We start from the raw sequence: 26804 nt of genomic DNA, 5'->3' as shown, positions 1-26804 counted from the left end.
GTATCTCGATCCTTAAACGATCGGCATTAGGGCGCGGCCCGGTTTTTTACATTCGGGCTTAATGAGGTGTCTGTGCGCCCTGAATCGCAGTGAGTGCGATGGTATAGACGATATCGTCAACCAGCGCACCGCGTGAAAGGTCGTTCACGGGTTTGCGCATCCCTTGTAGCATTGGGCCGATAGAGATCAGGTCTGCGGAGCGCTGAACGGCTTTATAAGTGGTATTACCCGTATTCAAATCCGGGAAAATAAAGACGGTTGCTTTCCCTGCGACCCGCGAATCCGGCGCTTTGGCGCGGGCAACATCCGCCATAATGGCAGCATCATATTGCAGCGGGCCATCAATGATCAGGTCTGGTCGTTTTACCTGGGCCAGCCGTGTTGCTTCCTTCACTTTCTCGACATCGCTGCCAGAACCAGAATTACCCGTTGAATAGGATATCATCGCCACGCGAGGTTCAATGCCAAACAGCGCTGCTGAGTCTGCCGATTGAATCGCAATCTCGGCCAGTTGCTCTGCTGTGGGATCGGGGTTGATCGCACAGTCGCCGTACACCAGTACTTGCTCCGGCAGCAACATAAAGAAGATGGATGATACCAGAGCGCTTTCTGGTGCCGTCTTAATCAGCTGTAGCGGGGGACGTATCGTATTGGCGGTCGTGTGTACCGCGCCAGAGACCAAGCCATCAACCTCATCTTGTTCAAGCATCAGCGTGCCAAGTACGACATTATCTTCCAACTGTTCGCGGGCGATGATGTCCGTCATGCCTTTATTCTTTCGTAACGCAACCAGACGTGGCACATAGCGTTCTCGGACTGCGTGAGGATCGATAATCGTAATGCCATCGCCTAGCGAGACACCCTGAGACGCGGCAATATGCAGAATATTTTCCGGCTCCCCTAATAAAATACAGTGTGCGATACCGCGTTCGGCACAGATAGCGGCCGCTTTGATCGTGCGCGGTTCATCCCCTTCGGGTAGCACAATACGCTTACCCGCACGACGCGCCATTTCGGTTAACTGATAGCGAAATGCTGGCGGTGACAGACGACGCGTATGCTCAGTGGCCGCACTCAGCGTATCGATCCAGTCTGGATCGATATAGTTAGCCATGTAGTCGCCTACACGCTCGATGCGCTCGTAATCATCAATGGGCACGGCTGGTTGATAGCTTTGCAACTCCAAAGAGGTTTGCCAGGTATTACTCTGCACCAGATAAACCGGCAGGCCCGTGGCAAATGCGCGTTCGCACAAGGTATGGATACTGGAAGGAATATGTCCTCCACCGGTAAGCAGGAGTGCGCCGATTTCCACGCCGTTCATCGCTGCCAGACAGGCAGCAATAATGACTTCAGGACGATCGGCGGATGTCACCAGCAAGGCTCCGGGGCGGAAATACTGCAACATCAGTGGGACGCTGCGTGCGCAGAAGACGATCGATTTTATGCGGCGAGTATGCCGATCTCCGGTGTGGATTGCTGTAGCTTGCAAATGGCTGACAATATCGCTGACTCGGGTTGAAATCAGATCGAAATGCCAGGGGATTGCGCCGAGTAGAGGAAGTGTGCCGATCGTTTTTAGCCGTTTTATATCCAAATTGACGACGTTGGCTTCTGTTGCATCGTCAAAAATTCGGGAAAGGTCCGGTCGTGCCCGGCCTTGCTCATCAACCGGCGCATTGATCTTGTTGACGATGGCACCAATAATTGATGCTCCCTTATTTGTCCCGAGACTGTTGCGAGCCAGCTCAATGCGTGCTTTTAGCTCATCGGCGTTATCAGAACCCTGTGGCAGAACCAAAATGATTTCCGCATTCAGGGCATTGGCGATCTCTTTATTAAGCGATGTCGCGAAGGGATGCTTACGCGTCGGTACAAGACCTTCAATCAGCACGATATCGGCATGATGGGTATTTTCATGATATCGAGCGACAAGCTCTTCAAGCAAAATCGCCTTTTTCTGCTGTGATAGCAGCGATTCTGCGTGAGCGATTGTTAGAGGTTCCGCGACAGGAAGGCGGGAATGGGTTCGAACAATCGCCGTAGTCAGATCCGTGGTGTCGTTGCTGTCGCGCGGCTGCGCGACAGGTTTGAAGAAGCTCAGGCGTACGCCCTTGCGTTCCATTGCGCGAATAAGGCCGAGGCTGACACTTGTCAGCCCCGAACCTGTGCCAGTAGGGATGAGCATAATGGTACGGGACATGTTTTATCCTTCTTATTTTCTCTGGCGATGATATAGACGTCAGCTTTCACGCTGCCGCATGTGGTGGAATTCCCCAACATACAGTCCTGAGCGTGCAGTGGTTGATGAGGGTTACGCGTGATTGCGCACAGCCAGACTACTGCTACGTAAATCAATCACCATCCGACCTTTAATTTTTCCTTGCTCCATTTCCTCAAAGATAGCGTTGACATCGGTCATCGGGCGTAACGTCACTTTAGGGATAACTTTCCCTTCCTGAGCAAACTGGAATGCTTCCAGCAAGTCCTGACGTGTCCCGACCAGTGAACCGATGACCTGAATGCCGTCTAACACCAGACGCGGAATGTACAAATCCATACTTTCGGGGGGCAGGCCGATAGCAACGACCCGTGCACCGGCTCGTACCGCATCAATGGCAGAATTAAACGCCGCCCGCGCGACGGCGGTGACGACGGCAGCCTGTGCGCCGCCCACTTTTTCCTGAATGATTTTTGCCGCATTCTCTTTCGCGGGATTGATGACTAAATCGGCACCCATCTCTTTTGCAAAAGCCAGTTGGGCATCGTTGACATCCACCGCGATAACGTTGGCGTTAAAGACGTTTTTTGCATATTGCAGCGCCAGATTCCCTAACCCGCCTAGCCCATAAATCGCAATCCACTGCCCGGGCTTAATGGTGGAAACTTTTACTGCTTTGTAGGTTGTGACGCCCGCGCAGGTAATGCTGCTGGCTGCCGCCGGGTCCAGACCATCGGGAACTTTGACCGCATAATCTGCGACGACAATACATTCCTCTGCCATGCCACCGTCTACGGTGTAGCCAGCATTTTTGACATCACGGCAGAGTGTTTCATTACCGCCGACGCAGTACTCGCAATGCCCACACCCTTGATAGAACCAAGCTACGCTGGCACGATCGCCCGGTTTTAGTGAGGTGACGCCTGGCCCAATGGCTTTGACGATGCCAATCCCTTCATGGCCGAGAACGACACCGGTTTTATCGCCATAATCACCATTCTTGACGTGTAGATCCGTATGACAGACGCCGCAGTATTCCATGACGAGCAGCGCTTCGCCGTGGCCGGGCTCGCGTAATGTTTTTTCAATAATTTCAGCTTTTCCACCCTTCGCGGCTACCACTGCTTTCATAATTGACTCCTGTTCGTTTTTAATACGTAAATACGCTAACGGCGACATATGCCGTGCATTAGTGATGACTTAACTTAGATGAGTCAGATCCTGTGATGCCGGGAGGCATCACAGGAAGACTCGTCACACGGGTAAAAGATAAGTGGCTAGTGCTGTAAACGCCGTCGAAGCGTTAATGACGGTTTCTCGTTAAAGAGCTTTTGATAATCTCTGGAGAACTGACCCAGATGCCAGAATCCCCACTGCATTGCCGCATCCTGAACCGTGCGATGCGGCGATATCGGACTGATGAGTTCGCGACGAGCCGCGTTGAGGCGGATGATTTTTAGCCACGCATTTGGACCGATACCTACCACGCTGTGGAAGGCATTCTGTAATGTACGGCGGCTAACGTGTAACTGGCGGCAGAGGTCAAGAACGGTGACCGGTTCTGATGTCTGGCTCAACACATACTCCCGCACAAAAGAAATCAATTTGCGATGATGGTGAGCTTGCGCGTGTTCAGAGGAAGGTTGAACGTTCTCCAGGAAAGAGATCAGCGTAGTCAGCAGGTTATGTTTCAGTACTTTTTCTGCATTACGTGTTTTCATCACATGTGGGAAATGACAGCTATACCATAGAGCCTGACGGATAAACGAACACAGTGTGGCTTTTTTGTCGTGTTCCATTTGCAGCGTTGCACCCTGATTCAACCTTTGAGTCAGCCATTCTGGATCGTTGAGTGCGCCAACATACTGGTTGAGAACGTCATGAGAGATAACCACGCCCAAAATAGAAAACTCATCGGGTGTGCTTAATTCAAATTCTTTGCCGCCGGGACTCACGGCAATGCTGTATTCATCCAGCGGTTGTGCATCAATAAACCCCATACGTTGCTGTGTGGAAGGGACGCCAAACCAGAATGAACCGGGCCATACCATGCAGGATTGGCGTAGTGCGAGGTTCGTGTACTCATGACAAAGCTGAATACCATCCAGCAGTAATTCCTGAAGCTCGCCACGGAAGTGGCCGGGAGACACCTGATCGTAAAGCTGTTGCCAGGCGGTAATGGTACAGGACTGGGTATAGGCATCCTGTGTGGAATACTGATGTATATACTGACTCTGTCCCTTAGACGGTAATACGTTTGCTGGAGGCGTAACTCTGGCATCAAGCTGATGTAATGGAGTGAGGTTCTCGGTTCTCATGTGCATTTTCCTCCCAGAAAAAGCCTGACGTCAGATCGTGATACCCAGTGTGTTTGCCTCGCTATCGCCGTTATAATGCGCTCCTGCCTGTTATTAACGGCGATAGCTGTCGTACTGATAAAAATTAAACGATCCTGAACATATCTACCATGACACAGCGTCGAATTCTTACAAAAGTACGTGCTGATGTCACGCCTTCACCCGTCGGCGTTGAAATGGTCATGGACGTACAACCTTCGCCGCCCAACCCTAATCCTGCGATGCAGGGGCCATTCTTCACAAAGATGCTGGTGTTGATCGCATTCGCCATCTTGTGCAAATTATTAATGTTTGTCGAATGCATGGCCGCGGTGTGACGGCGTCCACCTTCCAGATGAATGGCAAGCTCGATGGCTTCCTCTACATCCCGTACACGCACAATGGGGAGAACCGGCATCATCATTTCGGTTACGGCGAACGGGTGATTGGCATCCGTTTCGGCCAGTAGCAAACGGGTGTGTTCGCTGACATTTAAGCCGATGGCTGCGGCAATTTTGGCAGCGTCGCGTCCTACCCAATCGCGGTGTGGACGACCCCTTCCATGTTCATCAATATCGGTGAGCAGCAATGACTGAAGTTGCTCGATTTGCTGATGAGTGAGTAAGACCGCCTGATGGTATTGCATTTCCGACAATAACTCATCGGCGACACTGTTGACCACGATAGCCACTTTCTCATCAACACAGATAATGTTGTTATCAAAAGAAGCACCGCGCACAATATCACGTGCGGCGCGCTCGATATTTGCTGTCTCATCGACAACAACTGGCGGATTTCCAGCACCGGCGGCAATCAGACGTTTGTCCGTATGTTTACGGGCGGCTTCCACGACGGCCTCGCCCCCGGTAACAACCAGCAGACTGATACCCGGATGCCGGAACAGCCGCTGTGCGGTTTCAATATTGGGATCGGCCACCGTCACTAGCAGGTTCTCTGGCCCGCCTGCGGTAATAATCGCTTTATTCAACAGGCTGATTGTGTAGAGCGAGACTTTCTTTGCCGACGGATGTGGAGCAAAAACGATGCTGTTGCCTGCGGCAATCATACTGATCGCGTTATTGATCACCGTAGCGGCCGGATTGGTTGACGGCGTGACGGATGCCACTACGCCCCACGGCGCATTTTCGATCAGCGCGAGGCCGTTATCTCCGGTCACCACTTTCGCTGACAGACTCTCCGTTCCCGGAGTACTGCGTGCTTGCGAGACATTTTTGGCATATTTATCCGCCACGCGCCCCATGCCAGTTTCTTCTACGGCCATTTCTGCCAGAACTTGCGCGTAGCGTTCGCCAGCCTGACGGATGGCGACTATCACGTTTTGACGGACGATGACGTTATCCAACCGTTTTTGCGCCTGCGTTGCGGCGGAGACAGCGTCATCCAAAGAGGCAAAGATCCCGTATTGTGCATCAAAATCAGCAACGGGACGTGCCGTAGCATTTAGCTCAAGTGTTGATTGTTCCATACGCGCAATCCTCTCTATTAATAAGCTAATCTGGCATGCAACGTGTCATGGCATGACCACAACAGATTCGCGTCCATACCACGAGGAACCTTGATTCTTTCTGTTCAATTGATGGCTGAACGAATCGCGTGAACCTCTTCTCGTTAATGGTTTTTGGCTGCCCGCGGGGCTGGTGGCATGTTGCAATGAATCTGGAAAAGCAAATATCAAAAATCGGCAAACTGTCTGCAACTTTGACGTGCGTCATAAACTCTGTTTAGCAAAGTGCGGTGTAGAGGAGATAAACGAGGGGGATTGGTGAGTAGCCGGATTTGTTCTACTGTTATTCCATTACGGAACTTGTCATTCCAATTCGGCATTTCATAAGTGTTCTGTCCGCACCGTATAGTCGCATTATCTACTTTTTTGCTTAGTTAAGGCGATTGTGAACTATCTCCCTATATTTGCCGATCTTCGTCAGCGTCCGGTACTGGTTGTTGGCGGTGGCGAGGTTGCTACGCGCAAAATCGATCTACTGCAACGCGCGGGTGCGGAGGTAAAAATTGTCGCGCAAGCGCTGGCGGAGCCACTGGCTGTGCAGTATCAGGCCGGGAAGATTGAATGGCTGGCGCAGGTTTTTACGCCTGATTTGCTATCTGGCGTATTTCTGGTGATTGCCGCAACCGATGACGCCGAGCTGAATGCAGTTGTGTTTGAGGCGGCAAATCAGCGTCATTTGCTGGTTAACGTGGTAGACGATCAGCCGAAGTGCTCGTTTATTTTCCCCTCGATTGTTGACCGTTCTCCATTGGTGGTGGCGATTTCCTCGGGAGGGCAGGCTCCTGTGCTGGCACGCCTGCTGCGTGAAAAACTGGAATCATTACTGCCAGCCAGTTTGGGCACGATGGCGGACATCGCCGGAAGCTGGCGTGACAGGATTAAAACTCGATTGCATTCGATGTCAGCACGCCGTCGTTTTTGGGAACGGCTGTTTGTCGGGCGTTTTGCTGCACTGGTTTCTGCCGGACAGCTGGCGCAGGCTGAAGACGAATTGCAACAGCAACTGATTAATCATCAAGACGAGCAACAACTGCCTGCGGCATCACGCGGTGAAGTGGCGTTGGTTGGTGCAGGCCCCGGCGATGCGGGGCTGTTGACGTTACGTGGCTTACAGGTGATGCAGCAGGCGGATGTGGTGCTGTATGACCACTTGGTTAGCGCCGAGGTGCTGGATCTGGTACGCCGCGATGCCGAACGCATCTGCGTCGGAAAGCGCGCCAGCGCGCATTCGTTGCCGCAGGATGAGATTAACCAGTTATTGGTGAAGCTGGCACAGGAAGGTAAACGGGTCGTCCGTCTGAAAGGCGGCGATCCCTTTATTTTTGGTCGGGGCGGTGAAGAACTGCAAGCGGTGGCGCAGGCCGGGATTTCGTTTCAGGTTGTACCCGGTGTGACGGCGGCGGCAGGTGTGACGGCGTATGCGGGGATTCCGCTGACGCACCGTGACTACGCGCAGAGCGTGCTTTTTATTACCGGCCACTGTCGCCCTGATGGCGACGAACTGGACTGGTCAACGCTGGCGCGCGGGCGTCAGACGCTGGCGATTTATATGGGAACGATGAAAGCCGCAGAAATTGCACAGCAACTTATCGCGCATGGCCGCTCATCACAGACCCCTGTCGCAGTAATCAGCCGCGGTACTCGACACGATCAACTGGTGCAAATCGGCACGCTGCAACAGTTAGAACATTTGGCACGGCAAGCGCCGACACCAGCCTTGCTGGTGATTGGCGAGGTGGTGGACTTACACCATCAGATTGCCTGGTTTGGTCAGACAACGCCGACAGTGCCGCAAGACAGCCGCCCAGCGGTAGTAAACTTGGCTTAAGGAAAGGGTATGGACGAGAAACGACTCACGCATTTACGGCAGCTTGAAGCCGAAAGCATTCACATCATCCGCGAAGTGGCGGCCGAGTTCAGTAACCCGGTGATGATGTATTCCATCGGCAAAGACTCTTCGGTGATGCTGCATCTGGCGCGCAAGGCGTTCTATCCGGGTTCGCTGCCTTTCCCGTTGTTGCACGTTGATACCGGCTGGAAATTTCGTGAAATGTATGAATTCCGTGACCGGACGGCGAAAGCCTACGGCTGTGAGCTGCTGGTACACCGTAACCCGCAGGGCGAAGCACTGGGGATTAACCCTTTTGTACACGGCAGCGCCAAGCACACTGACATTATGAAAACCGAAGGGCTGAAGCAGGCGCTGGATAAATACGGCTTTGATGCCGCGTTTGGCGGCGCGCGTCGCGATGAAGAGAAGTCACGTGCCAAAGAGCGCATTTACTCCTTCCGCGACCGTTTCCACCGTTGGGATCCAAAGAACCAACGTCCAGAACTGTGGCATAACTACAATGGTCAGATTAACAAAGGCGAGAGCATCCGCGTTTTCCCGCTTTCTAACTGGACCGAGTTGGATATCTGGCAATACATCTATCTGGAAAACATCGAGATTGTTCCACTCTATCTGGCCGCTCCACGCCCGGTGCTGGAGCGCGATGGCATGCTGCTGATGGTGGATGACGATCGTATCGACCTGCAACCGGGTGAAGTCATCGAACAGCGCATGGTTCGTTTCCGCACGCTGGGCTGCTGGCCGCTGACGGGCGCGGTGGCATCCGAAGCGCAGACGCTGCCGGAAATCATCGAAGAGATGCTGGTTTCCACGACCAGCGAGCGTCAGGGAAGGGTAATTGACCGCGATCAGGCCGGTTCAATGGAACTGAAAAAGCGTCAAGGGTATTTCTGAGGAATCGTCGAATGAGCCAAATTTCGTTAAAAGACACCGCCGCAGAAAATGGGGCTGAGAAAGATGCTGTTGTCATGAATAATGCGATTGCACAGCAGATCGCCGAGCAGGGCGGTGTGGAAGCGTATTTACACGCGCAGCAGGATAAAACGCTGCTGCGTTTCCTGACCTGCGGCAGCGTCGACGATGGAAAAAGTACACTGATTGGCCGTTTACTGCATGATACGCGCCAGATTTATGAAGATCAGCTCAGTACGCTGCATAATGACAGCAAGCGTCTGGGGACGCAGGGAGAAAAACTGGATCTGGCGCTGCTGGTCGATGGGCTTCAGGCCGAACGCGAGCAGGGCATCACGATTGACGTGGCCTACCGTTATTTTTCGACGGAAAAGCGCAAATTCATCATCGCCGATACGCCGGGACACGAGCAGTACACGCGCAACATGGCGACCGGCGCATCAACCTGCGAACTGGCGATTCTGCTGATTGACGCCCGTAAAGGCGTATTGGATCAAACCCGCCGTCACAGCTTTATTGCGACCCTGCTGGGGATTCGCGATCTGGTGGTGGCGGTGAATAAAATGGATCTGGTTGATTATCAGCAAGCGGTATTTGAGCAGTTTAAGCAGGATTATCTGGATTTTGCTCAGCAACTGCCAGCCGACCTGAATATCACCTTTGTGCCGATTTCCGCGCTGGATGGCGACAATGTCGCCACGCCAAGCACGACGATGAGTTGGTATACCGGTCCGACGCTGTTAGGCGTGTTAGAAACGGTGAATGTGGCGCAGCGCAGCCTCGAACAGCCAATGCGCTTCCCGGTGCAGTATGTTAACCGTCCGAATCTGGATTTCCGCGGCTACGCGGGCACGCTGGCCTCCGGCATTATCCGCGTCGGGCAACGGGTCAAGGTGCTGCCGTCTGGCGTGGAATCTACCGTTAGCCGTATTGTGACCTTTGATGGTGATTTACCACAGGCGCAGGCGGGAGAAGCGATTACGCTGGTGCTGGCGGACGAGATTGACATCAGCCGTGGCGATCTGCTGGTTGATAGCCGCGAATCGTTGAAAGCGGTGCAGCATGCGCTGGTGGATGTTGTCTGGATGGCGGAGCAGCCGCTGGTGCCGGGACAAAGCTACGACATCAAGATCGGCGGCAAGAAAACGCGCGCTCGGGTTGAGAATATTCAGTATCAGGTTGAGATTAATACGCTAACGCAGCGCGTCGCGGAGAGCCTTCCGCTGAATGGCATCGGTTCGGTTGAGCTGATTTTTGATGAGCCGCTGGTGCTGGACAACTATCAGCACAACGCGGTGACGGGTGGGATGATCTTTATCGATCGTCTGAGCAACGTCACGGTAGGCGCGGGTCTGGTACGGGAACCTATCGAGCAGGTGTATCAGGAACCGGGCGCGTACAGCGCGTTTGAGCTGGAACTGAATGCGCTGGTGCGTCGTCACTTCCCGCATTGGGGTGCGCGCGATCTGCTGGGAGGCAAATAACGTGTCTTTACGCGATGAACCGACTGACGAAAACGTCGTCTGGCATTTGCACGATGTCACCCGTGAGTCGCGCGAGAAACTGCATGGTCATCAGGGCGTGGTTATCTGGTTTACCGGGCTGTCTGGTTCCGGTAAATCCACGCTGGCGGGGGCGCTGGAGCAGGCACTACATCTGCGCGGTGTCAGCACTTATCTGCTGGATGGCGACAACGTCCGGCACGGTTTGTGCCGGGATTTGGGCTTCACCGACGCCGATCGGCGCGAGAATATTCGCCGCGTGGGTGAAGTTGCCAAACTCATGGTGGATGCCGGTCTGGTGGTCCTGACCGCGTTTATCTCGCCGCACCGTGTCGAGCGCAAAATGGTGCAGGATTTACTGGGTGAAGGGCAGTTCATCGAAGTCTTCGTCGATACGCCGTTAGCGACCTGTGAAGCGCGCGATCCTAAGGGGCTGTATAAAAAAGCCCGAGCGGGAGAACTGCGCAATTTCACGGGGATCGACTCGGCGTATGAAGCGCCGGAGGCGCCCGATAGCCACCTGGATGGCGAACAATTAGTAACAAATTTGACAAGCCAATTGTTAGATCTGCTTGGCAAGCGAGCTATTATCAGGCTCTGATATCCCCGCTTTTTTCACCGCACTGTTGGGTGATGCAGGGGAAGAATGGGAAAGATTATGCAAAATGCCACGCAGTTAACGATTAGCAAGACTCGGCCAGCGCAAGACGAGGATGACGGCGTTTCCTACCTGTTTATGGGGGCGGTGACGGGGTTCTCCTTTTATTGGTTGGCCTTTAGCGTCCCCTTTCTGGTATACGGCTCCAATACCACGTTTTTTTTCATGCTCTACACTTGGCCGTTCTTTCTGGCGCTGATGCCGTTTTCGGTGCTGGTTGGCGTTGGGTTTAGTTTTCTGCTGAGAGGCTATCTTTTTTATACGCTTTTTGCGACGGGACTGACGGTAATCTGTCTGTTCTGGCTGATATTTTCTTTTTTGACGGGGTGGTAAAAGAAAAGGCTGCCAGCGCGGAAGACGCTGACAGCCCTGATGTTGTAGTATTGAGCGAATTTACAGTACTTTGCTCAAAAACGCCTGCGTGCGCGGGTTACTTGGATGCGTAAAGATCGTCTCTGGTGTCCCCTGTTCCTGAATGATCCCCTGATCGATGAAGATGACTCTATCGGCGACCTCTTTGGCAAATGCCATCTCATGGGTCACAATGACCATAGTCATACCTTCGTTCGCCAGGGTTTTCATGACGGCCAGCACTTCGCCCACCAGTTCAGGGTCCAGCGCGGAGGTCGGTTCATCAAACAGCATGATAGCTGGTTCCATTGCTAACGCTCGGGCAATGGCGACACGCTGCTGCTGTCCACCAGACAGACTGTTCGGCCAGGCATCGATTTTATCCAGCAAACCGACCTTGCTGAGCAAGGCTTTAGCCCGTTCAACAGCCTGTGCGCGGGGTAATTTCTTCACATCCATCGGCGCCATGATCACATTTTCCAACACCGTCATGTGTGGGAACAGATTAAAGCGCTGAAACACCATTCCCACGCTTTCACGCATGCGGTTGATGTCGGTTTTCTTATCGTGAATGGCAAAACCGTTGACCGTAATCTCACCCGCCGATAGCGTCTCCAGCGCGTTAATACAGCGCAGAAAGGTACTTTTTCCTGAACCCGATGGGCCAATCAGGCAGAGCACTTCCTGAGGCGCGATGTCACAGGAAATACCGCGTAGGACGTGTGTATCCCCAAACTGTTTTTGCAGGTTTTTAACGTGAATCACTTTTGCCAAACCTCGTTTCCATGTGCCGCACCAGCAGCGAGAGCAGGAAAGTAATAACCCAGTAGACGATAGAGATGGTCAGGTAGGGTTCCCAGTACGTGGCGTAAGCCCCTGATACCGTACGAGCGGCATACGCAAGATCGGCCAATCCGATCGCGGACGCCAGCGATGAATCTTTCACAATCGCGATGGCATTATTGCCCAGCGGCGGCAGCATACGGCGAAATGCCTGTGGCAGGATGACTTTCCGCATGGTGCGGCCATAGCTCATACCGAGCGAGCGGGATGCTTCCATCTGGCCGCGATCGATTGACTGAATACCAGCGCGGAATATCTCAGAGACATAGGCACCCGCATTCAGCGTAATGGCCACAATGCAGGAGAGGAACGCACCGTAATCGGCACGCAGCGTGCGGGCAAAATCGACTGACATGATATTGCTGGTTACCAGCAGGCCATCACGCGGATTGATGAACAGCGGCACTAACGCGAAATGCACCACCATGATTTGCACAAACAGTGGCGTGCCGCGAAAGGCGCTGATGTAGATGCGTACCGGCCATTGAACGCCGTAGTACAGGATATATTTCCACGGGCCGTGCGGCGCTTGCGCTACGCGGCCTAACCCGAGTGTTAATCCCCAGCAGGTGCCAAGAATGACACAAATAATGGTGCATTTGATGGTCATCCAGGTGCCCTCCATAAAGAGAGGCGCATATTCCTGAATGATCTCCCAACGAAATCCCGTCAAGATCGTTTCCTTTTTTGAATAGGCTAACGTAATAATTCTTCTAAATTAAACCGGACAGGCTGGCTGTCCGGTGAGTGCGACGTCTCACGCGAGGCGATGGAGACCAGGAGAAGCGCGCAGTGTCTTGCTGGCGTTATTCTGCGGGTAAAGTTGGCACGTTGTTATCAAACCAGGTTTGGTAGATCTTAGCGTAGGTCCCGTCAGCAACGATTTTTTTCAGCCCGGCGTTAATTTTTTCACGCAGTTGATCGTTGCCTTTCGCTACCGCGATCCCAAAATACTGACGTTCGAATTTGGCATCGGAAACCAGATTGAACTGTTTTTCAGGGTGAGTCTTAATGTAAAACTTCACCACGCCCACATCGCCAACCGCTGCACCCACGCCATCTTCATACAGTTCTTGTAACATTAACGGAGTGTTATCGAAGCGCTTAATCGATGTACTGTTTTTCCCTAATACGTCGGAGACCACGATATCGGCGGTACTGGAGTTTACTACGCCCACTTTGTGATCTTTCAGCGCGGCGATCGAATCGATCGTTGAGCCTTTAGGAACGACGATCGACTGTTCGGCAGGAAAGTAAGGCGCGGAGAAATCGACCATTTGCTTACGTTTGTCGGTAATCGTGATACCCGAAATGATAATGTCACGGTCACCGGAATTAAGGGTCGCGAAGATGCCTTCCCACGGCGTATTGATCAGCTTGATATTAAAATTCTCTGCCTTAGCGATAGCTTTAATAATATCAATATCAAAGCCTTCCAGCTCTTTCTGCGCGTTTTCAAACTCGAAGGGGCGATAGGTGCCGCCAGATCCGACAACGTAAGTGGGCTCCGTGGCGAAGGTGTTGGTTGAGAGTGCGGTGGCGAAGAGCGCACCAACAAATAACAGTTTCTTGAACATTGTGTCTCCTGGTTTAGATGTAAAAGCGTAAAGGTGAAACTTTCTTTTTTTATGCACTTTGAATGCATAAAAATACACAGGTAGCACGAATGGTTCAACTGACGTTTTCCGGTGGACGGTGTTATCTAGGTGATTTCCCGACGTCTGCGTATTCTGACAAGTGGCTGAGAGTGCAAAATGTGTGTGGGGGATGAATAGAAGATACGAGGGTTTCTGGAAGTGTTGAGTGGGACTTCTTGCCCGAATATCCCCCATTTAGGTACGCGGCAGAGCGAATCTTGCCTTCCACTGCCGGACACAGTGGAGTCGAAACAAAAGTTATGGGATGATTAGGCGGTTTTTCAGGGGGCGGGATGGGAAAGCTTACGCTGTTATTATTGATATTGCTTGGCTGGCTTCAGTACTCACTGTGGCTGGGCAAGAATGGCATTCATGATTATGTTCGGGTGAAGGATGATGTTGTTGTCCAGCAGGGAAACAACGCCAAATTAAAAGACCGTAACGAGCAACTGTTTGCCGAAATTGACGATCTCAATGGCGGACAGGAAGCGATTGAAGAGCGCGCACGTAATGAACTGGGTATGATTAAACCCGGTGAAAGCTTCTATCGTCTGGTACCAGAATCGAACCACCGTAGCGCGAATACGACTTCATCTAATCCTTCTCCATCCAACAATATACAACGTTGACGCATGCAGACACTGAGCCTTTCCCCGCCTGACATTGTTGCCGTTTTGCCCGCTGCGGGTAACGGCAGCAGAATGCAAAACGATCGTCCTAAGCAGTATCTGACGATTGGTAATGACGCAACCGGCCATAAAACTATTCTTGAACACACTATCGACGCGCTTTTACGCCATTCACGCGTGCAGCGTGTCGTTGTCGTCATCAGTCCCGATGACGTATTTTTTCATACCCTGACGATTGCCAACGATCCCCGTATTTGCACCGTAACGGGCGGGTTGCAGCGTGCCGATTCCGTGCTGGCTGGGCTGTCTGCTGTAGCCGATAGCGCGTGGGCGCTGGTGCATGACGCTGCGCGTCCATGTCTGCATCAGGACGATCTGACGCGCCTGCTGGCGATTGTCGAACAGAGTGACGTTGGTGGAATTTTGGCCGCCCCGGTTCGTGATACCATGAAGCGCAGCACGGATGGGGTTATCGATCGCACGGTAGAACGTAACGATTTGTGGCACGCATTGACGCCGCAGCTTTTTCCCGCGGTGCTGTTGAAACAGTGTCTGAAACGGGCGCTTCAGGATGGTGTTGCCGTCACAGATGAAGCCTCCGCGTTGGAATATTGTGGCTATCGCCCGCAAATTGTTAGCGGACGTTCGGATAATATCAAAGTCACTCGTCCAGAGGATTTGGCATTAGCTGAATTCTATTTAACCCGTTTTCAGTAACCTCATTTTATTCGCTAAATTTATTCGTTAAATATATAAGGAGAATGCGCGATGCGTATCGGTCACGGTTTTGATGTCCATAAGTTCGGTGGAGAAGGTCCGCTGGTGATCGGTGGCGTGCGAATTCCTTATACTCAAGGCCTGCTGGCGCATTCCGATGGGGATGTGGTGCTACATGCGGTGACGGATGCTCTGTTAGGTGCCGCCGCATTGGGCGACATTGGCAAGCTGTTTCCTGATACCGATCCGGCTTTTAAAGGGGCGGACAGTCGTGTCCTGCTGCGTGAAGCCTGGCGTCGTATCAATGAAAAAGGCTATCAGTTAGGTAATCTGGACGTCACGATTATTGCGCAGGCACCGAAAATGGCACCGCATATTCCACAAATGCGCGTGAATCTGGCGGAAGATTTGCTGTGTCATATGGATGACGTCAATGTGAAAGCCACGACGACAGAACAATTGGGCTTTACCGGTCGTGGTGAAGGTATTGCCTGCGAAGCCGTTGCCTTGCTGGTGAAAAAAGGAACGAGTGAAATTGTCGCGTGGTAAGCGGTAGGCTTATCAACAAGATCCTATCAATCATAGAAAACGAACAGTAATAAGAAACAAGGTCATGTCGCGTGTCATTCGGTTATGACCGTGTAGAATAACGATGAAAAATAGCGAACAACTCGTCTGGTTGCACGGCGAACCACAGGCTACCGGGTCATTGAAATCCGCTGAGGAAGATTTTGTCGTCGTCGAGGATCTGGGGTTTCATCCCGACGGCGACGGTGAGCATGTTCTGTTGCGCGTGCGCAAGCGCGGCTGCAATACACAATTTGTGGCCGAAATGCTGGCGAAATTTGCTCGCCTGCCGCTACGGGCCGTGAGCTATGCGGGCCTGAAAGATCGTCATGCTGTCACCGAACAGTGGTTCTGTTTGCATATGCCGGGAAAGGACACACCAGATTTCTCCTCGCTGGCGCTTGAAGGCTGTGACGTGCTGGAGTCCGTTCGCCACCGTCGCAAACTGCGTATCGGTACGTTGCGGGGTAACTATTTTACTCTGGTGCTGCGTCAGGTCAGCGATCGAAGCGAGGTGGATGCGCGCTTAACCTTGATTGCTGCGAACGGCGTCCCTAATTATTTCGGCAGCCAGCGTTTCGGACGCAACGGAAATAATCTTGAGCAGGCGCGTCTTTGGGCGAATAACAATATTCGAGTAAAAGAACGTAATAAACGTAGTTTTTATCTTTCTGCCAGCCGCAGTGCGATGTTTAATCAGGTTGCTAGCGCAAGACTGGCGGGAGCGCAGGCGAAAACTGTTTTGTGTGGTGACGCATTACAGTTGACAGGACGCGGCAGCTGGTTCGTTGCTAAGCCTGACGAACTGGAAGCTTTACAGACGCGCCTTGATGCTGGCGAACTCCAGATTACCGCACCGCTGCCCGGTGATGGTGAGTTGGGTACGCAAGATGATGCGCGGGCATTTGAAGAGCAGGCTTTGGCGGGACAAGAAACGCTGTGGTCGTTGGTCAAGCGTGAACGAGTTGAAGCGGCCCGGCGCGCGATACTGCTGTATCCGCAACAGATGCACTGGGAATGGCAGGACGACGCGACCGTGGAAGTGACATTCTGGCTACCTGCGGGCAGTTTTGCGACCAGCGTGGTACGTGAATTACTGCATTCATGCGAGGATGCCGATATTGGTGTCTGATGTGCTGCGATTTTTTGCAGAAAATCGTTGAGAGAAGAAATGCCAGCGGCTGTGCGTTATGGCTGGCCCTTGTGCGGGAAAATTGCTGTATTGGTGACGAGGTTAACCAGAGCTGAGGTCGGCGGGGAATGGTAAACAAGCGTATAGAAACGTTGCTGGCTCAACTGCGCCAGCAGGGCATTCAGGACGAACGTTTGCTGAAGGCGATAGAAGCCGTACCCAGAGAACGTTTTGTCGATGAGGCTTTTGAACATAAAGCGTATGAAAACACCGCTCTGCCTATTGGTTCTGGTCAGACTATCTCGCAGCCCTACATGGTCGCGAAGATGACGGAATTGCTTAGCCTCACGCCCGTATCCCGCGTGCTGGAAATTGGCACTGGATCGGGTTATCAAACGGCGATTCTCGCGCATTTGGTGCAGCACGTTTGCTCGGTGGAGCGCATCAAAGGGCTGCAATGGCAGGCTAAACGTCGTTTAAAACAGCTTGATTTGCATAATGTTTCTACCCGCCATGGCGATGGATGGCAGGGCTGGGCGTCGCGCGGACCGTTTGATGCCATTATTGTTACCGCTGCGCCGCCGGAGATTCCTTGTGCGCTGTTGGAACAGCTCGATGAGGGCGGAGTGATGGTGTTGCCCGTCGGGGAACAGTCGCAAATACTGCAAGTTGTACAGCGTCATGCCGGCGAATTTATTATTCAAACGGTTGAAGCTGTTCGGTTTGTTCCTCTGGTCAAAGGGGAATTAGCCTGATACCGTGGCGTGGCATGCATTTATTGTTAAGTCTTTAGAATTTCAACACAACTGTTTTATAGTGCGAACTTGTTGATATTGTTAGCCTCTAATCGTCGTGGTGCCTTTCCCGTTTTGCTTATGCGCCAGCGATGGTGAAGTAGCGATATTTCTCGTTCCAACTAACGGATACATGACCGGATATCTTTTACGCTACAATCAATTACGCTACGGGCAGTTGGGCTACAGCCAGTCAAACGGGTAGCTGATACGAGGCAAGCATGTCCGAATTGGGTTCTGAATATTACTGTTTTTTGAATGTTATCGTCACTTTTTTGAACGCTATAGTTATAGGGGAGTAAGGCGCATGGGAAGCCGAATGATGAATTTGCGTCACATTGCTGCTTGTACGGTGGTTGTTTTAGGATTGGCTGGATGTACCAACAATAATTCCAAATCCGCACCGATCAGCAGCGTTGACGGAAATACGGGCAGCCGAGGGGAAATGTTATCTGCGTCACCATCACGTATTTCAACGACGAGTGAAAGTGTTGCAACAACGCCCGATGGCCGGATCGTTTATAACCGTAGCTACGGTAATATACCGAAAGGTAGCTACAGCGGCGGCAATTCCTACACCGTTAAACGTGGCGATACCCTGTTTTATATCGCCTGGATTACCGGCAATGATTACCGGGATCTGGCGCAGCGCAACAATATTCCTGAACCATACAGCCTGAATGTGGGGCAATCGCTGAGTTTAGGCAATGGATCCGGCAACAACGCTTCGGGCGGTGGGCTGACGAGCGGTGGTGGCATGCTGGCAACAACCGATGCCACCCGAGGTGGCGTACCAACACCGCCATCAAGTGCTCAAATACAAACTACATCGGTTGATTCTCAGTCAACTAATGCGTATTCTGGTAATCAGGGTAAACAGAATGTAGGTAAGATGTTACCTACGGCAGGGGCAACGACAAGCGCTCCTGTTTCCGCACCAGCGGCTGTTGCCAGCAGCAATACGGCTGCTGTCGGCAGTTGGCGTTGGCCTACCGATGGGAAAGTCATAGATAGTTTCTCCGATTCCGAAGGGGGAAATAAAGGGATTGATATCGCCGGCTCACGTGGGCAACCGATCACCGCAACCTCCAGTGGGCGCGTGGTGTACGCGGGCAATGCGCTACGTGGTTACGGAAATCTGATAATCATCAAGCATAATGATGACTACCTCAGTGCCTATGCCCATAACGATACGATGCTAGTCCGTGAGCAACAAGATGTCACGGCAGGACAAAAAATCGCTACGATGGGCAGTACGGGCACCAGCTCAGTTCGCTTGCACTTTGAAATTCGTTACAAGGGGAAATCCGTAAACCCGCTGCGTTTTCTGCCGCAGCGATAAATCGGGCAGAATATTTCGGTATTCTGCCAAGGGATCACGGGTAGGAGCCACTTATGAGCCAAAGTACGCTGAAAGTTAACGAGTTACATGAAGATACCGATTTCGACGAGAATGGACTTGACGTTTTTGACGATAAGGCGCTGGCAGAGGAAGATACCAATGATAATGACTCGGCGGAAGACGAGCTGTTATCACAAGGGGTCCCACAGCGTGTCCTGGACGCAACACAGCTCTATCTAGGGGAAATCGGCTATTCGCCGCTTTTGACCGCAGAAGAAGAAGTTTATTTTGCCCGGCGTGCACTGCGTGGAGATGTCCCATCGCGCCGCCGGATGATTGAGAGTAATCTGCGGTTGGTGGTGAAAATTGCCCGCCGTTACAACAATCGTGGTCTGGCGCTGCTGGATCTGATTGAAGAGGGTAACCTCGGCCTGATCCGTGCGGTTGAAAAATTCGATCCAGAAAGAGGATTCCGTTTTTCAACCTACGCAACAACCTGGTGGATTCGACAGACGATAGAACGGGCGATCATGAATCAAACCCGTACCATCCGTTTGCCGATTCACATCGTCAAAGAACTCAACGTTTATCTGCGCACCGCGCGCGAACTGTCTCACAAACTGGATCACGAGCCGAGTGCGGAAGAAATAGCCGAACAGCTTGATAAGCCCGTTGATGACGTCAACCGCATGCTGCGTTTGAATGAACGTATTACTTCCGTCGATACCCCGCTGGGCGGTGATTCGGAAAAAGCGCTGCTGGATATTTTGGCAGACGAAAAAGACAACGGACCTGAAGACACCACTCAGGATAACGATATGAAACAGAATATCGTTAAATGGCTGTTTGAGCTTAATGCCAAGCAGCGTGAGGTGTTGGCGCGTCGTTTCGGCCTGCTCGGGTATGAAGCGGCAACGCTGGAAGATGTTGGTCGTGAAATCGGCTTAACGCGTGAACGCGTTCGTCAGATTCAGGTTGAAGGCTTGCGCCGCCTGCGGGAAATTTTGCAGGTTCAGGGGTTGAGCATTGAAGAACTGTTTCGTGAATAATACGCGATAAGTTACTGAAGTGTCGAAATAAAAAATGGTGGGGAAACCCACCATTTTTTTATGTCAGTATTCGCCCTTTCCTGCGAAAGGGCGGTTCGGCAGCGATTAGCGGACGATATTTGCCAGCAGGAAATCGACGATTTCGCTGGTTTTAATCATCTGCTTTTCACCAACCCGGCGGTGCTTATATTCAATCTCTTCGCTATCCAGATTGCGATCGCCAATAACGATGGTGTGCGGTACGCCAATCAGTTCCATATCGGCGAACATCACGCCTGGACGCTCTTTGCGGTCATCAAGCAGAACTTCAATGCCTTTAGCGCGCAGCTGCTGATAGATATCTTCAGCGACTTCCTTCACGCGGAAAGACTTGTGCATGTTCATCGGCAGAATAGCAACGTGGAAAGGGGCAATCGCGTCTGGCCAGATGATGCCGCGTTCGTCATGGTTCTGCTCAATCGCCGCTGCGACAACGCGCGTTACACCAATACCGTAGCAACCCATCGTCAGCGTCTGGTTACGGCCGTCTTCACCTTGAACCGTTGCTTTCAGCGCTTCAGAATATTTGCTGCCCAGTTGGAAGATATGGCCCACTTCGATACCGCGTTTAATTTGCAGTATGCCTTTACCGTCTGGACTGATATCGCCTTCAACTACGTTACGGATATCCGCAACCTGCGGCAGCGCAACGTCACGCTCCCAGTTGATGCCTAAATAGTGTTTGCCATCAATGTTCGCACCAGCGCTGAAGTCGCTCATGGCTGCAACGGTGCGATCGACAACGACTGGAATCGACAGCTTGACTGGACCCAGTGAACCGGGGCCTGCGCCGATGGTGGCGCGAATCTCTTCTTCCGTTGCGAATGTCAGCGGGCTGGCTACCTGAGCAATTTTCTCCGCTTTGATTTCGTTCAGTTCGTGATCGCCACGAACCAGCAGCGCAACCAGTTTGTAGCCGCTTTCTTCCGTTGCTTTAACCAGCAGTGTTTTCACGGTTTTTTCTATTGGCAGCTTAAATTGCTCAACCAGCTCGGCAATGGTTTTGGCATTCGGTGTATCAACCAGACGCAACTCTTCCGTTGCTTCAGCGCGGCCTAGCTTCGGCGCAACGGCTTCTGCCAGTTCAATGTTTGCCGCGTAGTCGGATTCCGTTGAGAAAACGATATCGTCTTCACCGCTGGCAGCCAGTACCTGAAACTCATGGGAGGCGTTACCGCCGATAGAACCGGTATCCGCCTGGACGGCCCTGAAATCCAGATCCATACGGCTGAAAATCTGGCTGTAAGCGGCGTACATGGCATCGTAGGTAACCTGCAATGATTCCTGTGAGGTATGGAAAGAGTAGGCGTCTTTCATCAGGAATTCACGTGAGCGCATTACGCCAAAACGCGGACGAACTTCATCGCGGAATTTGGTTTGAATCTGGAAAAAATTCAGCGGCAACTGCTTGTAGGAGCTGATTTCATTACGAATAAGATCGGTAATGACTTCTTCATGTGTCGGGCCAAGTACGAAAGGGCGTTCGCCACGATCGACAAAGCGCAACAGCTCTGGGCCATATTGATCCCAACGTCCACTTTCTACCCATAAATCGGCAGGCTGAACAACGGGCATGGACACTTCGATAGCGCCAGCGTTATTCATCTCTTCGCGCACGATGTTTTCAACTTTTCTCAAAACACGTAAACCGGTCGGCAACCAGGTGTAAAGGCCTGAGGCCAGTTTACGAATCATTCCTGCCCGGAGCATCAACTGATGGCTGATGACTTCCGCATCGGCTGGCGTCTCCTTGAGAGTGGAGAGCATGTATTGGCTAGTACGCATGGGGTTTTAGTTCCGTTAGAACGAAAAATAGCATAGGGCTGCCGCGCAGCCGAAGGCACATAAAAAGTGGCTTAGTTTACCAGCGCAGACGGCGTGTCAAAAGAGAGCAGGAACAATTTTAGAATATATTGCTGGGGTTAATGTATTAACACGCGTTTGATGGGTCAAGGCTTAGCACTTCGGTTTGCTCTCTGCAGACGCGCCACCGCACGTTAAATTCGAGCAGTAAAACGGCATATTCCCGCGTGGTACTTTCTCCCTTGCGGTAGGCGGGGCGGGGATCCTGTGATAATACCTGTGAGATAAAGCGCTTTAACTGGGGATATTTTCTTTGGTGTTGCGCTATCTGCTGTTCCGCAAGGGGCGAAAAAAACACCGGCATTGCCGCATCGGGTGCCATTTGGGCAAAACTCGCTCGCGCCTGAGGATGGCTTTCAGCAAACGGCAAGTAAGGTTTGATATCGATGACCGGTGTGCCATCGACCAGATCAAGGCTGCCTAATTCGAGCGTAATCGCATCGCCTTTTGTACGGATTCTTTTTAATTCAACCAACGACATGCCAACTGGATTGGGGCGGAAAGTAGAGCGAGTAGCGAAAACGCCTGTACGTGTGTTTCCTCCCAGACGCGGTGGCCGAACGGTCGGACGCCAGCCGCCTTCCATCGTTTGATGAAAGATAAACATTACCCAAATATGACTGAAATCTTCCAGTCCCCGCACGCACTCAGCTTGGTTATATGGCGGTAATAGCTGAAGTTCTCCGCCTCCATCTTCAATCAGACCCGGTTGCCGCGGAATGGCAAATTTTTCTTTATACGGTGAGCGGATAATCCCGATCTGATTGAAAACAAATTGACTCATTGTGCAGAAACTTTCAGTGCCGTACCCTGACAAACGACTTGGCTGTAGCAACCTGCTACGCCACTGACGGTCTGGCATTCATGCAGCAAAACTGCATTGGCTTTCATGGCAGTTGCACGGTTTTGCATTCTTTTACGCGCATTTGCCGCATTAGGGGGCGAATCCTGAGCGCTGACCTGGCATGAGGAGCCTGAGACTTCGCCCATGTCGCGGAAAGGCTTACCGACTAACTCTTCTGCACTTTTATACAATACCGCAGGCGTCGGGCGAGCGACTGGTTTGGGTTTAGGTGCAGGTTCTGCGGTTTTGGTTTCAACAACAGGTTGAGGAGCAGGTGCTGGTGGCTTCTGAAATAAAGAACAGCCTGTCAGCGACATTGCCAACAATATAAAGGGAACAGCACGCATTAAGGATTCCTCTGCTTTTTCTCAAAGAGCGGGTATTGAAGCAAGCAATTGCACAAATAACAAGACGGGCAGTAGCCCGTCTTAACAATATCTTTTAATTAAACTCGTTAGGGCCGGGTTACCAGCCTTTCACTGCGCCGCCGTTAAAGATTTTATTTGCCGCGTCGTTTACTTCGTCAGATTGATAAGCCTGAACGAATTTCTTCACGTTTTCAGCGTCTTTGTTGTCTTCACGTGAAACCAGCAGGTTTACGTATGGAGAGTCTTTCTCTTCAACAAACAGGCCATCTTTAGTTGGCGTCAGGTTAATCTGGCTAGCGTACGTGGTGTTGATGACAGCCAGTGCGATTTGCGCGTCATCTAAAGAACGTGGCAACTGCGGAGCTTCCAGCTCAACCAGCTTGATATTTTTCGGGTTCTCGGTCACGTCCAATACGGTTGGCAACAGACCAACGTTGTCTTTCAGCTTAATCAAGCCGACTTTTTGCAGCAGCAGCAGAGAACGGCCCAAGTTGGTTGGGTCGTTTGGCAGCGCAACCTGAGCGCCGTCTTGCAGCTCATTCAGCGATGTGATTTTTTTGGAGTAACCCGCAATCGGGTAGACAAAGCTGTTGCCGACAGAAACCAGTTTGTAGCCACGATCTTTGATCTGTTGATCCAGATAAGGCTTGTGCTGGAAGGCATTCAGATCGATATCACCTTTGCTCAGGGCTTCATTTGGCAACACATAGTCGTTAAATGTGACTAATTCAACGTCCAGACCGTATTTGTCTTTTGCCACTTTCTGCGCGACTTCCGCAACCTGTTGTTCTGCGCCAACAATAACGCCGACTTTAATGTGATTAGGATTCTTTTCTTCCTGACCACATCCTGATAGCGCCAGAGCACCAATAAGTGCGCCAATGGTCGCAATAGATTTCAGTTTAATCGCCATATCCTTACCCCTAATTAACTATTCTCTGGCAGATGCTTTCAGGCAAATGCGTATTGTGATGATTACTTGTGTGTGACAGCTTTTACTGCCCTGTCGCCGCAGAATTGAATCAGGTAAACCAGAACAACCAGTAATATTAATACCGTATTCATGACTGTCGCGTTATAACCAATATAACCATACTGATAGCCAATTTGACCTAAGCCGCCTGCACCTACGGCTCCACCCATAGCAGAATAGCCTACGAGCGTGATTAGCGTGATGGTTGCGGCATTAATGAGTCCCGGTAATGCTTCTGGCAGTAATATCTTTCTGATGATTTGCATCGGCGTCGCACCCATCGCACGAGCGGCTTCAATCAGGCCGGTTGGAATTTCAAGCAGCGCGTTTTCCACCATGCGGGCAATAAACGGTGCGGCACCGACGGTGAGAGGAACGATCGCCGCTTGCAGGCCAATAGAGGTTCCAACAATCATGCGCGTAAAAGGAATCATCCATACCAGCAAAATAATGAACGGAATTGAACGGAAAATATTTACCAGTGCAGAAACGGTTCGATAGAGCTTTGGATTGGCGATAATCTGCCCTGGACGCGTGGTATACAGTAAGACTCCCACGGGTAAGCCAAGCACAAAGCCAAAAAAAACCGAAACGAACGTCATTGCGACGGTTTCCCATATCCCCTTAGCCATTAACCACATCATTGCTTCAGACATAACCCAGAACCTCAACTGTAACATGACTTTCCTGCAGGAATTGGATGGCGGCTTTAATATCCGCATCGTTGCCGTGCATTTCTGCCAGCATGATGCCGAACTTGACACCACCCGCATAATCCATCTGGGCGCTGATAATGTTGTTGTTGATGTTGAAGCGTCGAGCAACTTCAGACAGCAGTGGGGCATCCACCGATTTGCCGGTAAATTCCATCCGTAATAACGGCGTGGTATCCGGGCGAGCATCGGGAGACAGACGGATGAGGTAATCGTCAGGGATGTCCAGGTGTAGCGTGGACTGAATGAATTTCTGCGCCAGTGGTGTTTTCGGATGTGAAAAGACTTCGCTGACCGTGTCCTGCTCGATAAGTCGTCCGTCGCTGATCACCGCAACCTGATCGCAAATGCGTTTCACCACATCCATTTCATGTGTAATAAGAAGAATGGTCAGGCCGAGACGGCGATTGATATCTTTCAGTAACTCAAGAATTGATCGGGTGGTTGCTGGATCCAACGCGCTGGTTGCTTCGTCACACAGCAGAACTTTGGGATTGCTAGCCAACGCACGAGCAATGGCGACACGCTGTTTTTGTCCGCCGGACAAATTGGCGGTATACACGTCGTGCTTATCCGCCAACCCAACCAAATCCAACAATTCATTGACTCGTTGGGTAATGTTAGCTTTTGGCGTGTTATCTAATTCCAGAGGGAGCGCTATGTTGCCAAAAACAGTGCGCGAAGAGAGCAAGTTGAAGTGTTGAAAAATCATGCCAATTTGATGGCGTGCACGCGTCAACTGGCTATCTGACAGTTGGGTCAGTTCCTGTCCATCTACCAGCACTTTCCCTTTTGTCGGGCGTTCCAATAAATTGACGCAGCGGATGAGTGTACTTTTACCTGCGCCTGAAGCGCCGATAACACCATAGATTTGCCCGGTAGGAACATGAAGGCTGACATCAGCAAGCGCGGTAATGGTCCGCCCATTTTGCTGAAAAACCTTAGTAATATTAGAAAGTTCAATCATATGTTTTTTATCGTGGGTGCCTATGGCTGGATAAATCAGGTTCTGTATTAACAGAATATGAAATGGATGTTAGGGCGTCTAGACGTCTAAGTCAATCGGGATTGTCACGGCCCTGCATTCTCCCTATGGACGAAAACATGCGATACTAGCGCGTAATTTAGGCCATTCAGGAGCAAAGTCAGTGGCACAAAGCGTTCCAGCAATTTTTCTCGATCGTGATGGCACGATCAATGTCGATCACGGTTATGTTCATGACATTGACCATTTTCAATTTATTGATGGCGTCATCGATGCCATGTGTGAGTTGAAAAATATGGGGTTCGCACTGGTTGTGGTGACGAATCAGTCCGGTATCGCCCGCGGCAAGTTTACAGAAGATCAGTTTATGCAGTTGACAGAGTGGATGGACTGGTCGCTGGCAGATCGCGGTGTTGATCTGGATGGCATCTATTTTTGCCCACACCATCCTGACGCCGGGGAAGGTGAATTCCGTCAGACTTGTGATTGTCGCAAGCCTGAGCCTGGTATGTTGCTTTCCGCACAGCGCGATTTGCACATTGATATGGCGGCGTCTTATATGGTGGGTGACAAATTAGAGGATATGCAGGCTGCCATTGGCGCAGGGGTGGGAACCAAACTATTGGTTCGCACGGGCAAACCTGTTACCGAACAAGGCGAAACGCTGGCTGATAGCGTATTGGAAAGTCTGGCAGAGCTGCCCAAATGGATAAAAACGCGCACTTAACCAGCGGAACGAATGAAAGATGCGCAAACAGAAAAAAGTTTACGAGATTTGCTTGCGCTTCTGAATCGGCTGCCTATAATGCGCCTCCATCGACACGGCGCTGTGAACACACAACCGGGTCGATAAAGAAAGAGAAAACGCTTTAAAATAAGCGTTGACTCTGAAGGTGATAAGCGTAATATACGCCACCTCGCGAAGCGGTTAAGGCCGTAACGCCCTGCTCTT

Annotated in this window: 26 protein-coding genes; 13 read left to right on the top strand and 13 right to left on the bottom strand. The window is 51.6% G+C overall.

Going from position 1 to position 26804, the window contains the following annotated elements:
* Positions 1-58: 58 nt before the first annotated feature.
* From pta to ACKQAD_RS15190, 4 genes are all read right to left on the bottom strand, one after another.
* On the bottom strand, positions 59-2203 hold the full coding sequence (gene pta, locus ACKQAD_RS15205) for a phosphate acetyltransferase (RefSeq protein ID WP_409160921.1): 2145 nt from the start codon (positions 2201-2203) through the stop codon (positions 59-61).
* A 111-nt stretch (positions 2204-2314) separates the two neighbouring features.
* Positions 2315-3352 (bottom strand): alcohol dehydrogenase AdhP, encoded by a 1038-nt coding sequence (gene adhP / locus ACKQAD_RS15200; protein ID WP_409160920.1) that lies wholly within the window; start codon positions 3350-3352, stop codon positions 2315-2317.
* A 146-nt stretch (positions 3353-3498) separates the two neighbouring features.
* Positions 3499-4539, bottom strand: a complete 1041-nt coding sequence (gene eutR, locus ACKQAD_RS15195; RefSeq protein WP_409160919.1) for an HTH-type transcriptional regulator EutR — start codon at positions 4537-4539, stop codon at positions 3499-3501.
* Between the two features lie 124 nt (positions 4540-4663).
* Positions 4664-6043: an aldehyde dehydrogenase family protein gene (locus tag ACKQAD_RS15190; RefSeq protein ID WP_409160918.1), complete on the bottom strand. Its 1380-nt coding sequence runs from the start codon at positions 6041-6043 to the stop codon at positions 4664-4666.
* 424 nt (positions 6044-6467) lie between these two features.
* Here ACKQAD_RS15190 and cysG point away from each other — a divergent pair, with 424 nt between their 5' ends.
* From cysG to ACKQAD_RS15165, 5 genes are all read left to right on the top strand, one after another.
* On the top strand, positions 6468-7910 hold the full coding sequence (gene cysG, locus ACKQAD_RS15185) for a siroheme synthase CysG (RefSeq protein ID WP_409160917.1): 1443 nt from the start codon (positions 6468-6470) through the stop codon (positions 7908-7910).
* A gap of 9 nt (positions 7911-7919) precedes the next feature.
* Positions 7920-8828 carry a sulfate adenylyltransferase subunit CysD gene (cysD, locus tag ACKQAD_RS15180; RefSeq protein WP_180741696.1) on the top strand — a complete coding sequence of 303 codons (909 nt, stop codon included), beginning with the start codon at positions 7920-7922 and terminating at the stop codon, positions 8826-8828.
* A 74-nt stretch (positions 8829-8902) separates the two neighbouring features.
* Positions 8903-10330 (top strand): sulfate adenylyltransferase subunit CysN, encoded by a 1428-nt coding sequence (gene cysN / locus ACKQAD_RS15175; protein WP_409160965.1) that lies wholly within the window; start codon positions 8903-8905, stop codon positions 10328-10330.
* On the top strand, positions 10269-10949 hold the full coding sequence (gene cysC, locus ACKQAD_RS15170) for an adenylyl-sulfate kinase (RefSeq protein WP_409160916.1): 681 nt from the start codon (positions 10269-10271) through the stop codon (positions 10947-10949). The genes cysN and cysC overlap by 62 nt, the downstream gene beginning before the upstream one ends.
* Positions 10950-11006: 57 nt before the next feature.
* Positions 11007-11339 (top strand): DUF3561 family protein, encoded by a 333-nt coding sequence (locus ACKQAD_RS15165; RefSeq protein WP_409160964.1) that lies wholly within the window; start codon positions 11007-11009, stop codon positions 11337-11339.
* A gap of 60 nt (positions 11340-11399) precedes the next feature.
* On the opposite strand, the gene ACKQAD_RS15160 is transcribed toward ACKQAD_RS15165, so the two are convergent.
* The 3 genes from ACKQAD_RS15160 to ACKQAD_RS15150 all read right to left on the bottom strand — a co-directional run bounded on the left by ACKQAD_RS15160 (position 11400) and on the right by ACKQAD_RS15150 (position 13777).
* Complete coding sequence (locus tag ACKQAD_RS15160; protein ID WP_409160963.1) at positions 11400-12122, bottom strand: amino acid ABC transporter ATP-binding protein; 723 nt, start codon at positions 12120-12122, stop codon at positions 11400-11402.
* Positions 12109-12873 carry an amino acid ABC transporter permease gene (locus ACKQAD_RS15155; protein ID WP_409160915.1) on the bottom strand — a complete coding sequence of 255 codons (765 nt, stop codon included), beginning with the start codon at positions 12871-12873 and terminating at the stop codon, positions 12109-12111. Before ACKQAD_RS15155 ends, ACKQAD_RS15160 begins: the two co-directional genes overlap by 14 nt.
* 133 nt (positions 12874-13006) lie before the next feature.
* A complete protein-coding gene (locus ACKQAD_RS15150) occupies positions 13007-13777 on the bottom strand; it encodes a basic amino acid ABC transporter substrate-binding protein (RefSeq protein ID WP_409160914.1) in 771 nt (256 codons plus the stop codon).
* A gap of 353 nt (positions 13778-14130) precedes the next feature.
* On the opposite strand from ACKQAD_RS15150, the gene ftsB reads away from it, so the two are divergent.
* The 7 genes from ftsB to rpoS all read left to right on the top strand — a co-directional run bounded on the left by ftsB (position 14131) and on the right by rpoS (position 20067).
* Complete coding sequence (ftsB, locus tag ACKQAD_RS15145) at positions 14131-14466, top strand: cell division protein FtsB (protein ID WP_409160913.1); 336 nt, start codon at positions 14131-14133, stop codon at positions 14464-14466.
* A gap of 3 nt (positions 14467-14469) precedes the next feature.
* On the top strand, positions 14470-15183 hold the full coding sequence (gene ispD / locus ACKQAD_RS15140) for a 2-C-methyl-D-erythritol 4-phosphate cytidylyltransferase (protein WP_409160912.1): 714 nt from the start codon (positions 14470-14472) through the stop codon (positions 15181-15183).
* A gap of 51 nt (positions 15184-15234) precedes the next feature.
* Positions 15235-15732: a 2-C-methyl-D-erythritol 2,4-cyclodiphosphate synthase gene (ispF, locus tag ACKQAD_RS15135; RefSeq protein ID WP_409160911.1), complete on the top strand. Its 498-nt coding sequence runs from the start codon at positions 15235-15237 to the stop codon at positions 15730-15732.
* 103 nt (positions 15733-15835) lie between these two features.
* Entirely contained in the window at positions 15836-16882 is a 1047-nt protein-coding gene (gene truD / locus ACKQAD_RS15130; RefSeq protein ID WP_409160910.1) for a tRNA pseudouridine(13) synthase TruD, read from the top strand.
* A gap of 128 nt (positions 16883-17010) precedes the next feature.
* Positions 17011-17637 carry a protein-L-isoaspartate(D-aspartate) O-methyltransferase gene (locus ACKQAD_RS15125; protein WP_409160909.1) on the top strand — a complete coding sequence of 209 codons (627 nt, stop codon included), beginning with the start codon at positions 17011-17013 and terminating at the stop codon, positions 17635-17637.
* A 358-nt stretch (positions 17638-17995) separates the two neighbouring features.
* On the top strand, positions 17996-19018 hold the full coding sequence (gene nlpD, locus ACKQAD_RS15120) for a murein hydrolase activator NlpD (protein ID WP_409160908.1): 1023 nt from the start codon (positions 17996-17998) through the stop codon (positions 19016-19018).
* 53 nt (positions 19019-19071) lie between these two features.
* Positions 19072-20067 carry an RNA polymerase sigma factor RpoS gene (gene rpoS, locus ACKQAD_RS15115; protein WP_409160907.1) on the top strand — a complete coding sequence of 332 codons (996 nt, stop codon included), beginning with the start codon at positions 19072-19074 and terminating at the stop codon, positions 20065-20067.
* Between the two features lie 105 nt (positions 20068-20172).
* On the opposite strand, the gene proS is transcribed toward rpoS, so the two are convergent.
* The 6 genes from proS to metN all read right to left on the bottom strand — a co-directional run bounded on the left by proS (position 20173) and on the right by metN (position 25834).
* A complete protein-coding gene (proS, locus tag ACKQAD_RS15110) occupies positions 20173-21891 on the bottom strand; it encodes a proline--tRNA ligase (protein ID WP_409160906.1) in 1719 nt (572 codons plus the stop codon).
* 145 nt (positions 21892-22036) lie between these two features.
* A complete protein-coding gene (tsaA, locus tag ACKQAD_RS15105; RefSeq protein ID WP_409160905.1) occupies positions 22037-22753 on the bottom strand; it encodes a tRNA (N6-threonylcarbamoyladenosine(37)-N6)-methyltransferase TrmO in 717 nt (238 codons plus the stop codon).
* Entirely contained in the window at positions 22750-23160 is a 411-nt protein-coding gene (gene rcsF, locus ACKQAD_RS15100; RefSeq protein WP_409160904.1) for an envelope stress sensor lipoprotein RcsF, read from the bottom strand. The genes tsaA and rcsF overlap by 4 nt, the downstream gene beginning before the upstream one ends.
* 118 nt (positions 23161-23278) lie before the next feature.
* Complete coding sequence (locus tag ACKQAD_RS15095; protein ID WP_409160903.1) at positions 23279-24094, bottom strand: MetQ/NlpA family lipoprotein; 816 nt, start codon at positions 24092-24094, stop codon at positions 23279-23281.
* A 62-nt stretch (positions 24095-24156) separates the two neighbouring features.
* A complete protein-coding gene (locus ACKQAD_RS15090) occupies positions 24157-24810 on the bottom strand; it encodes a methionine ABC transporter permease MetI (protein WP_409160902.1) in 654 nt (217 codons plus the stop codon).
* A complete protein-coding gene (gene metN / locus ACKQAD_RS15085; RefSeq protein ID WP_409160901.1) occupies positions 24803-25834 on the bottom strand; it encodes a methionine ABC transporter ATP-binding protein MetN in 1032 nt (343 codons plus the stop codon). The genes ACKQAD_RS15090 and metN overlap by 8 nt, the downstream gene beginning before the upstream one ends.
* Positions 25835-26015: 181 nt before the next feature.
* Here metN and gmhB point away from each other — a divergent pair, with 181 nt between their 5' ends.
* Positions 26016-26579 carry a D-glycero-beta-D-manno-heptose 1,7-bisphosphate 7-phosphatase gene (gene gmhB / locus ACKQAD_RS15080; protein WP_409160900.1) on the top strand — a complete coding sequence of 188 codons (564 nt, stop codon included), beginning with the start codon at positions 26016-26018 and terminating at the stop codon, positions 26577-26579.
* Positions 26580-26804 lie beyond the last annotated feature (225 nt).

Origin of the sequence: Pectobacterium artocarpous (assembly GCF_046159765.1) — a bacterium.
Lineage (GTDB): Bacteria > Pseudomonadota > Gammaproteobacteria > Enterobacterales > Enterobacteriaceae > Pectobacterium.
The sequence above is the reverse complement of the archived record's forward strand: the minus strand, read 5'-3'. Positions and strand labels throughout refer to the sequence as shown.

Excerpts from the sequence above, each read along its gene's own strand:
- pta (WP_409160921.1), bottom strand. The coding sequence starts at position 2,203 with ATGTCCCGTACCATTATGCTCATCCCTACTGGCACAGGTTCGGGGCTG.
- adhP (WP_409160920.1), bottom strand. The coding sequence starts at position 3,352 with ATGAAAGCAGTGGTAGCCGCGAAGGGTGGAAAAGCTGAAATTATTGAA.
- eutR (WP_409160919.1), bottom strand. The coding sequence starts at position 4,539 with ATGAGAACCGAGAACCTCACTCCATTACATCAGCTTGATGCCAGAGTT.
- ACKQAD_RS15190 (WP_409160918.1), bottom strand. The coding sequence starts at position 6,043 with ATGGAACAATCAACACTTGAGCTAAATGCTACGGCACGTCCCGTTGCT.
- cysD (WP_180741696.1), top strand. The coding sequence starts at position 7,920 with ATGGACGAGAAACGACTCACGCATTTACGGCAGCTTGAAGCCGAAAGC.
- cysN (WP_409160965.1), top strand. The coding sequence starts at position 8,903 with ATGAATAATGCGATTGCACAGCAGATCGCCGAGCAGGGCGGTGTGGAA.
- cysC (WP_409160916.1), top strand. The coding sequence starts at position 10,269 with ATGCGCTGGTGCGTCGTCACTTCCCGCATTGGGGTGCGCGCGATCTGC.
- ACKQAD_RS15165 (WP_409160964.1), top strand. The coding sequence starts at position 11,007 with ATGCAAAATGCCACGCAGTTAACGATTAGCAAGACTCGGCCAGCGCAA.
- ACKQAD_RS15150 (WP_409160914.1), bottom strand. The coding sequence starts at position 13,777 with ATGTTCAAGAAACTGTTATTTGTTGGTGCGCTCTTCGCCACCGCACTC.
- ftsB (WP_409160913.1), top strand. The coding sequence starts at position 14,131 with ATGGGAAAGCTTACGCTGTTATTATTGATATTGCTTGGCTGGCTTCAG.
- ispD (WP_409160912.1), top strand. The coding sequence starts at position 14,470 with ATGCAGACACTGAGCCTTTCCCCGCCTGACATTGTTGCCGTTTTGCCC.
- ispF (WP_409160911.1), top strand. The coding sequence starts at position 15,235 with ATGCGTATCGGTCACGGTTTTGATGTCCATAAGTTCGGTGGAGAAGGT.
- truD (WP_409160910.1), top strand. The coding sequence starts at position 15,836 with ATGAAAAATAGCGAACAACTCGTCTGGTTGCACGGCGAACCACAGGCT.
- ACKQAD_RS15125 (WP_409160909.1), top strand. The coding sequence starts at position 17,011 with ATGGTAAACAAGCGTATAGAAACGTTGCTGGCTCAACTGCGCCAGCAG.
- nlpD (WP_409160908.1), top strand. The coding sequence starts at position 17,996 with ATGATGAATTTGCGTCACATTGCTGCTTGTACGGTGGTTGTTTTAGGA.
- rpoS (WP_409160907.1), top strand. The coding sequence starts at position 19,072 with ATGAGCCAAAGTACGCTGAAAGTTAACGAGTTACATGAAGATACCGAT.
- proS (WP_409160906.1), bottom strand. The coding sequence starts at position 21,891 with ATGCGTACTAGCCAATACATGCTCTCCACTCTCAAGGAGACGCCAGCC.
- tsaA (WP_409160905.1), bottom strand. The coding sequence starts at position 22,753 with ATGAGTCAATTTGTTTTCAATCAGATCGGGATTATCCGCTCACCGTAT.
- rcsF (WP_409160904.1), bottom strand. The coding sequence starts at position 23,160 with ATGCGTGCTGTTCCCTTTATATTGTTGGCAATGTCGCTGACAGGCTGT.
- ACKQAD_RS15095 (WP_409160903.1), bottom strand. The coding sequence starts at position 24,094 with ATGGCGATTAAACTGAAATCTATTGCGACCATTGGCGCACTTATTGGT.
- ACKQAD_RS15090 (WP_409160902.1), bottom strand. The coding sequence starts at position 24,810 with ATGTCTGAAGCAATGATGTGGTTAATGGCTAAGGGGATATGGGAAACC.
- metN (WP_409160901.1), bottom strand. The coding sequence starts at position 25,834 with ATGATTGAACTTTCTAATATTACTAAGGTTTTTCAGCAAAATGGGCGG.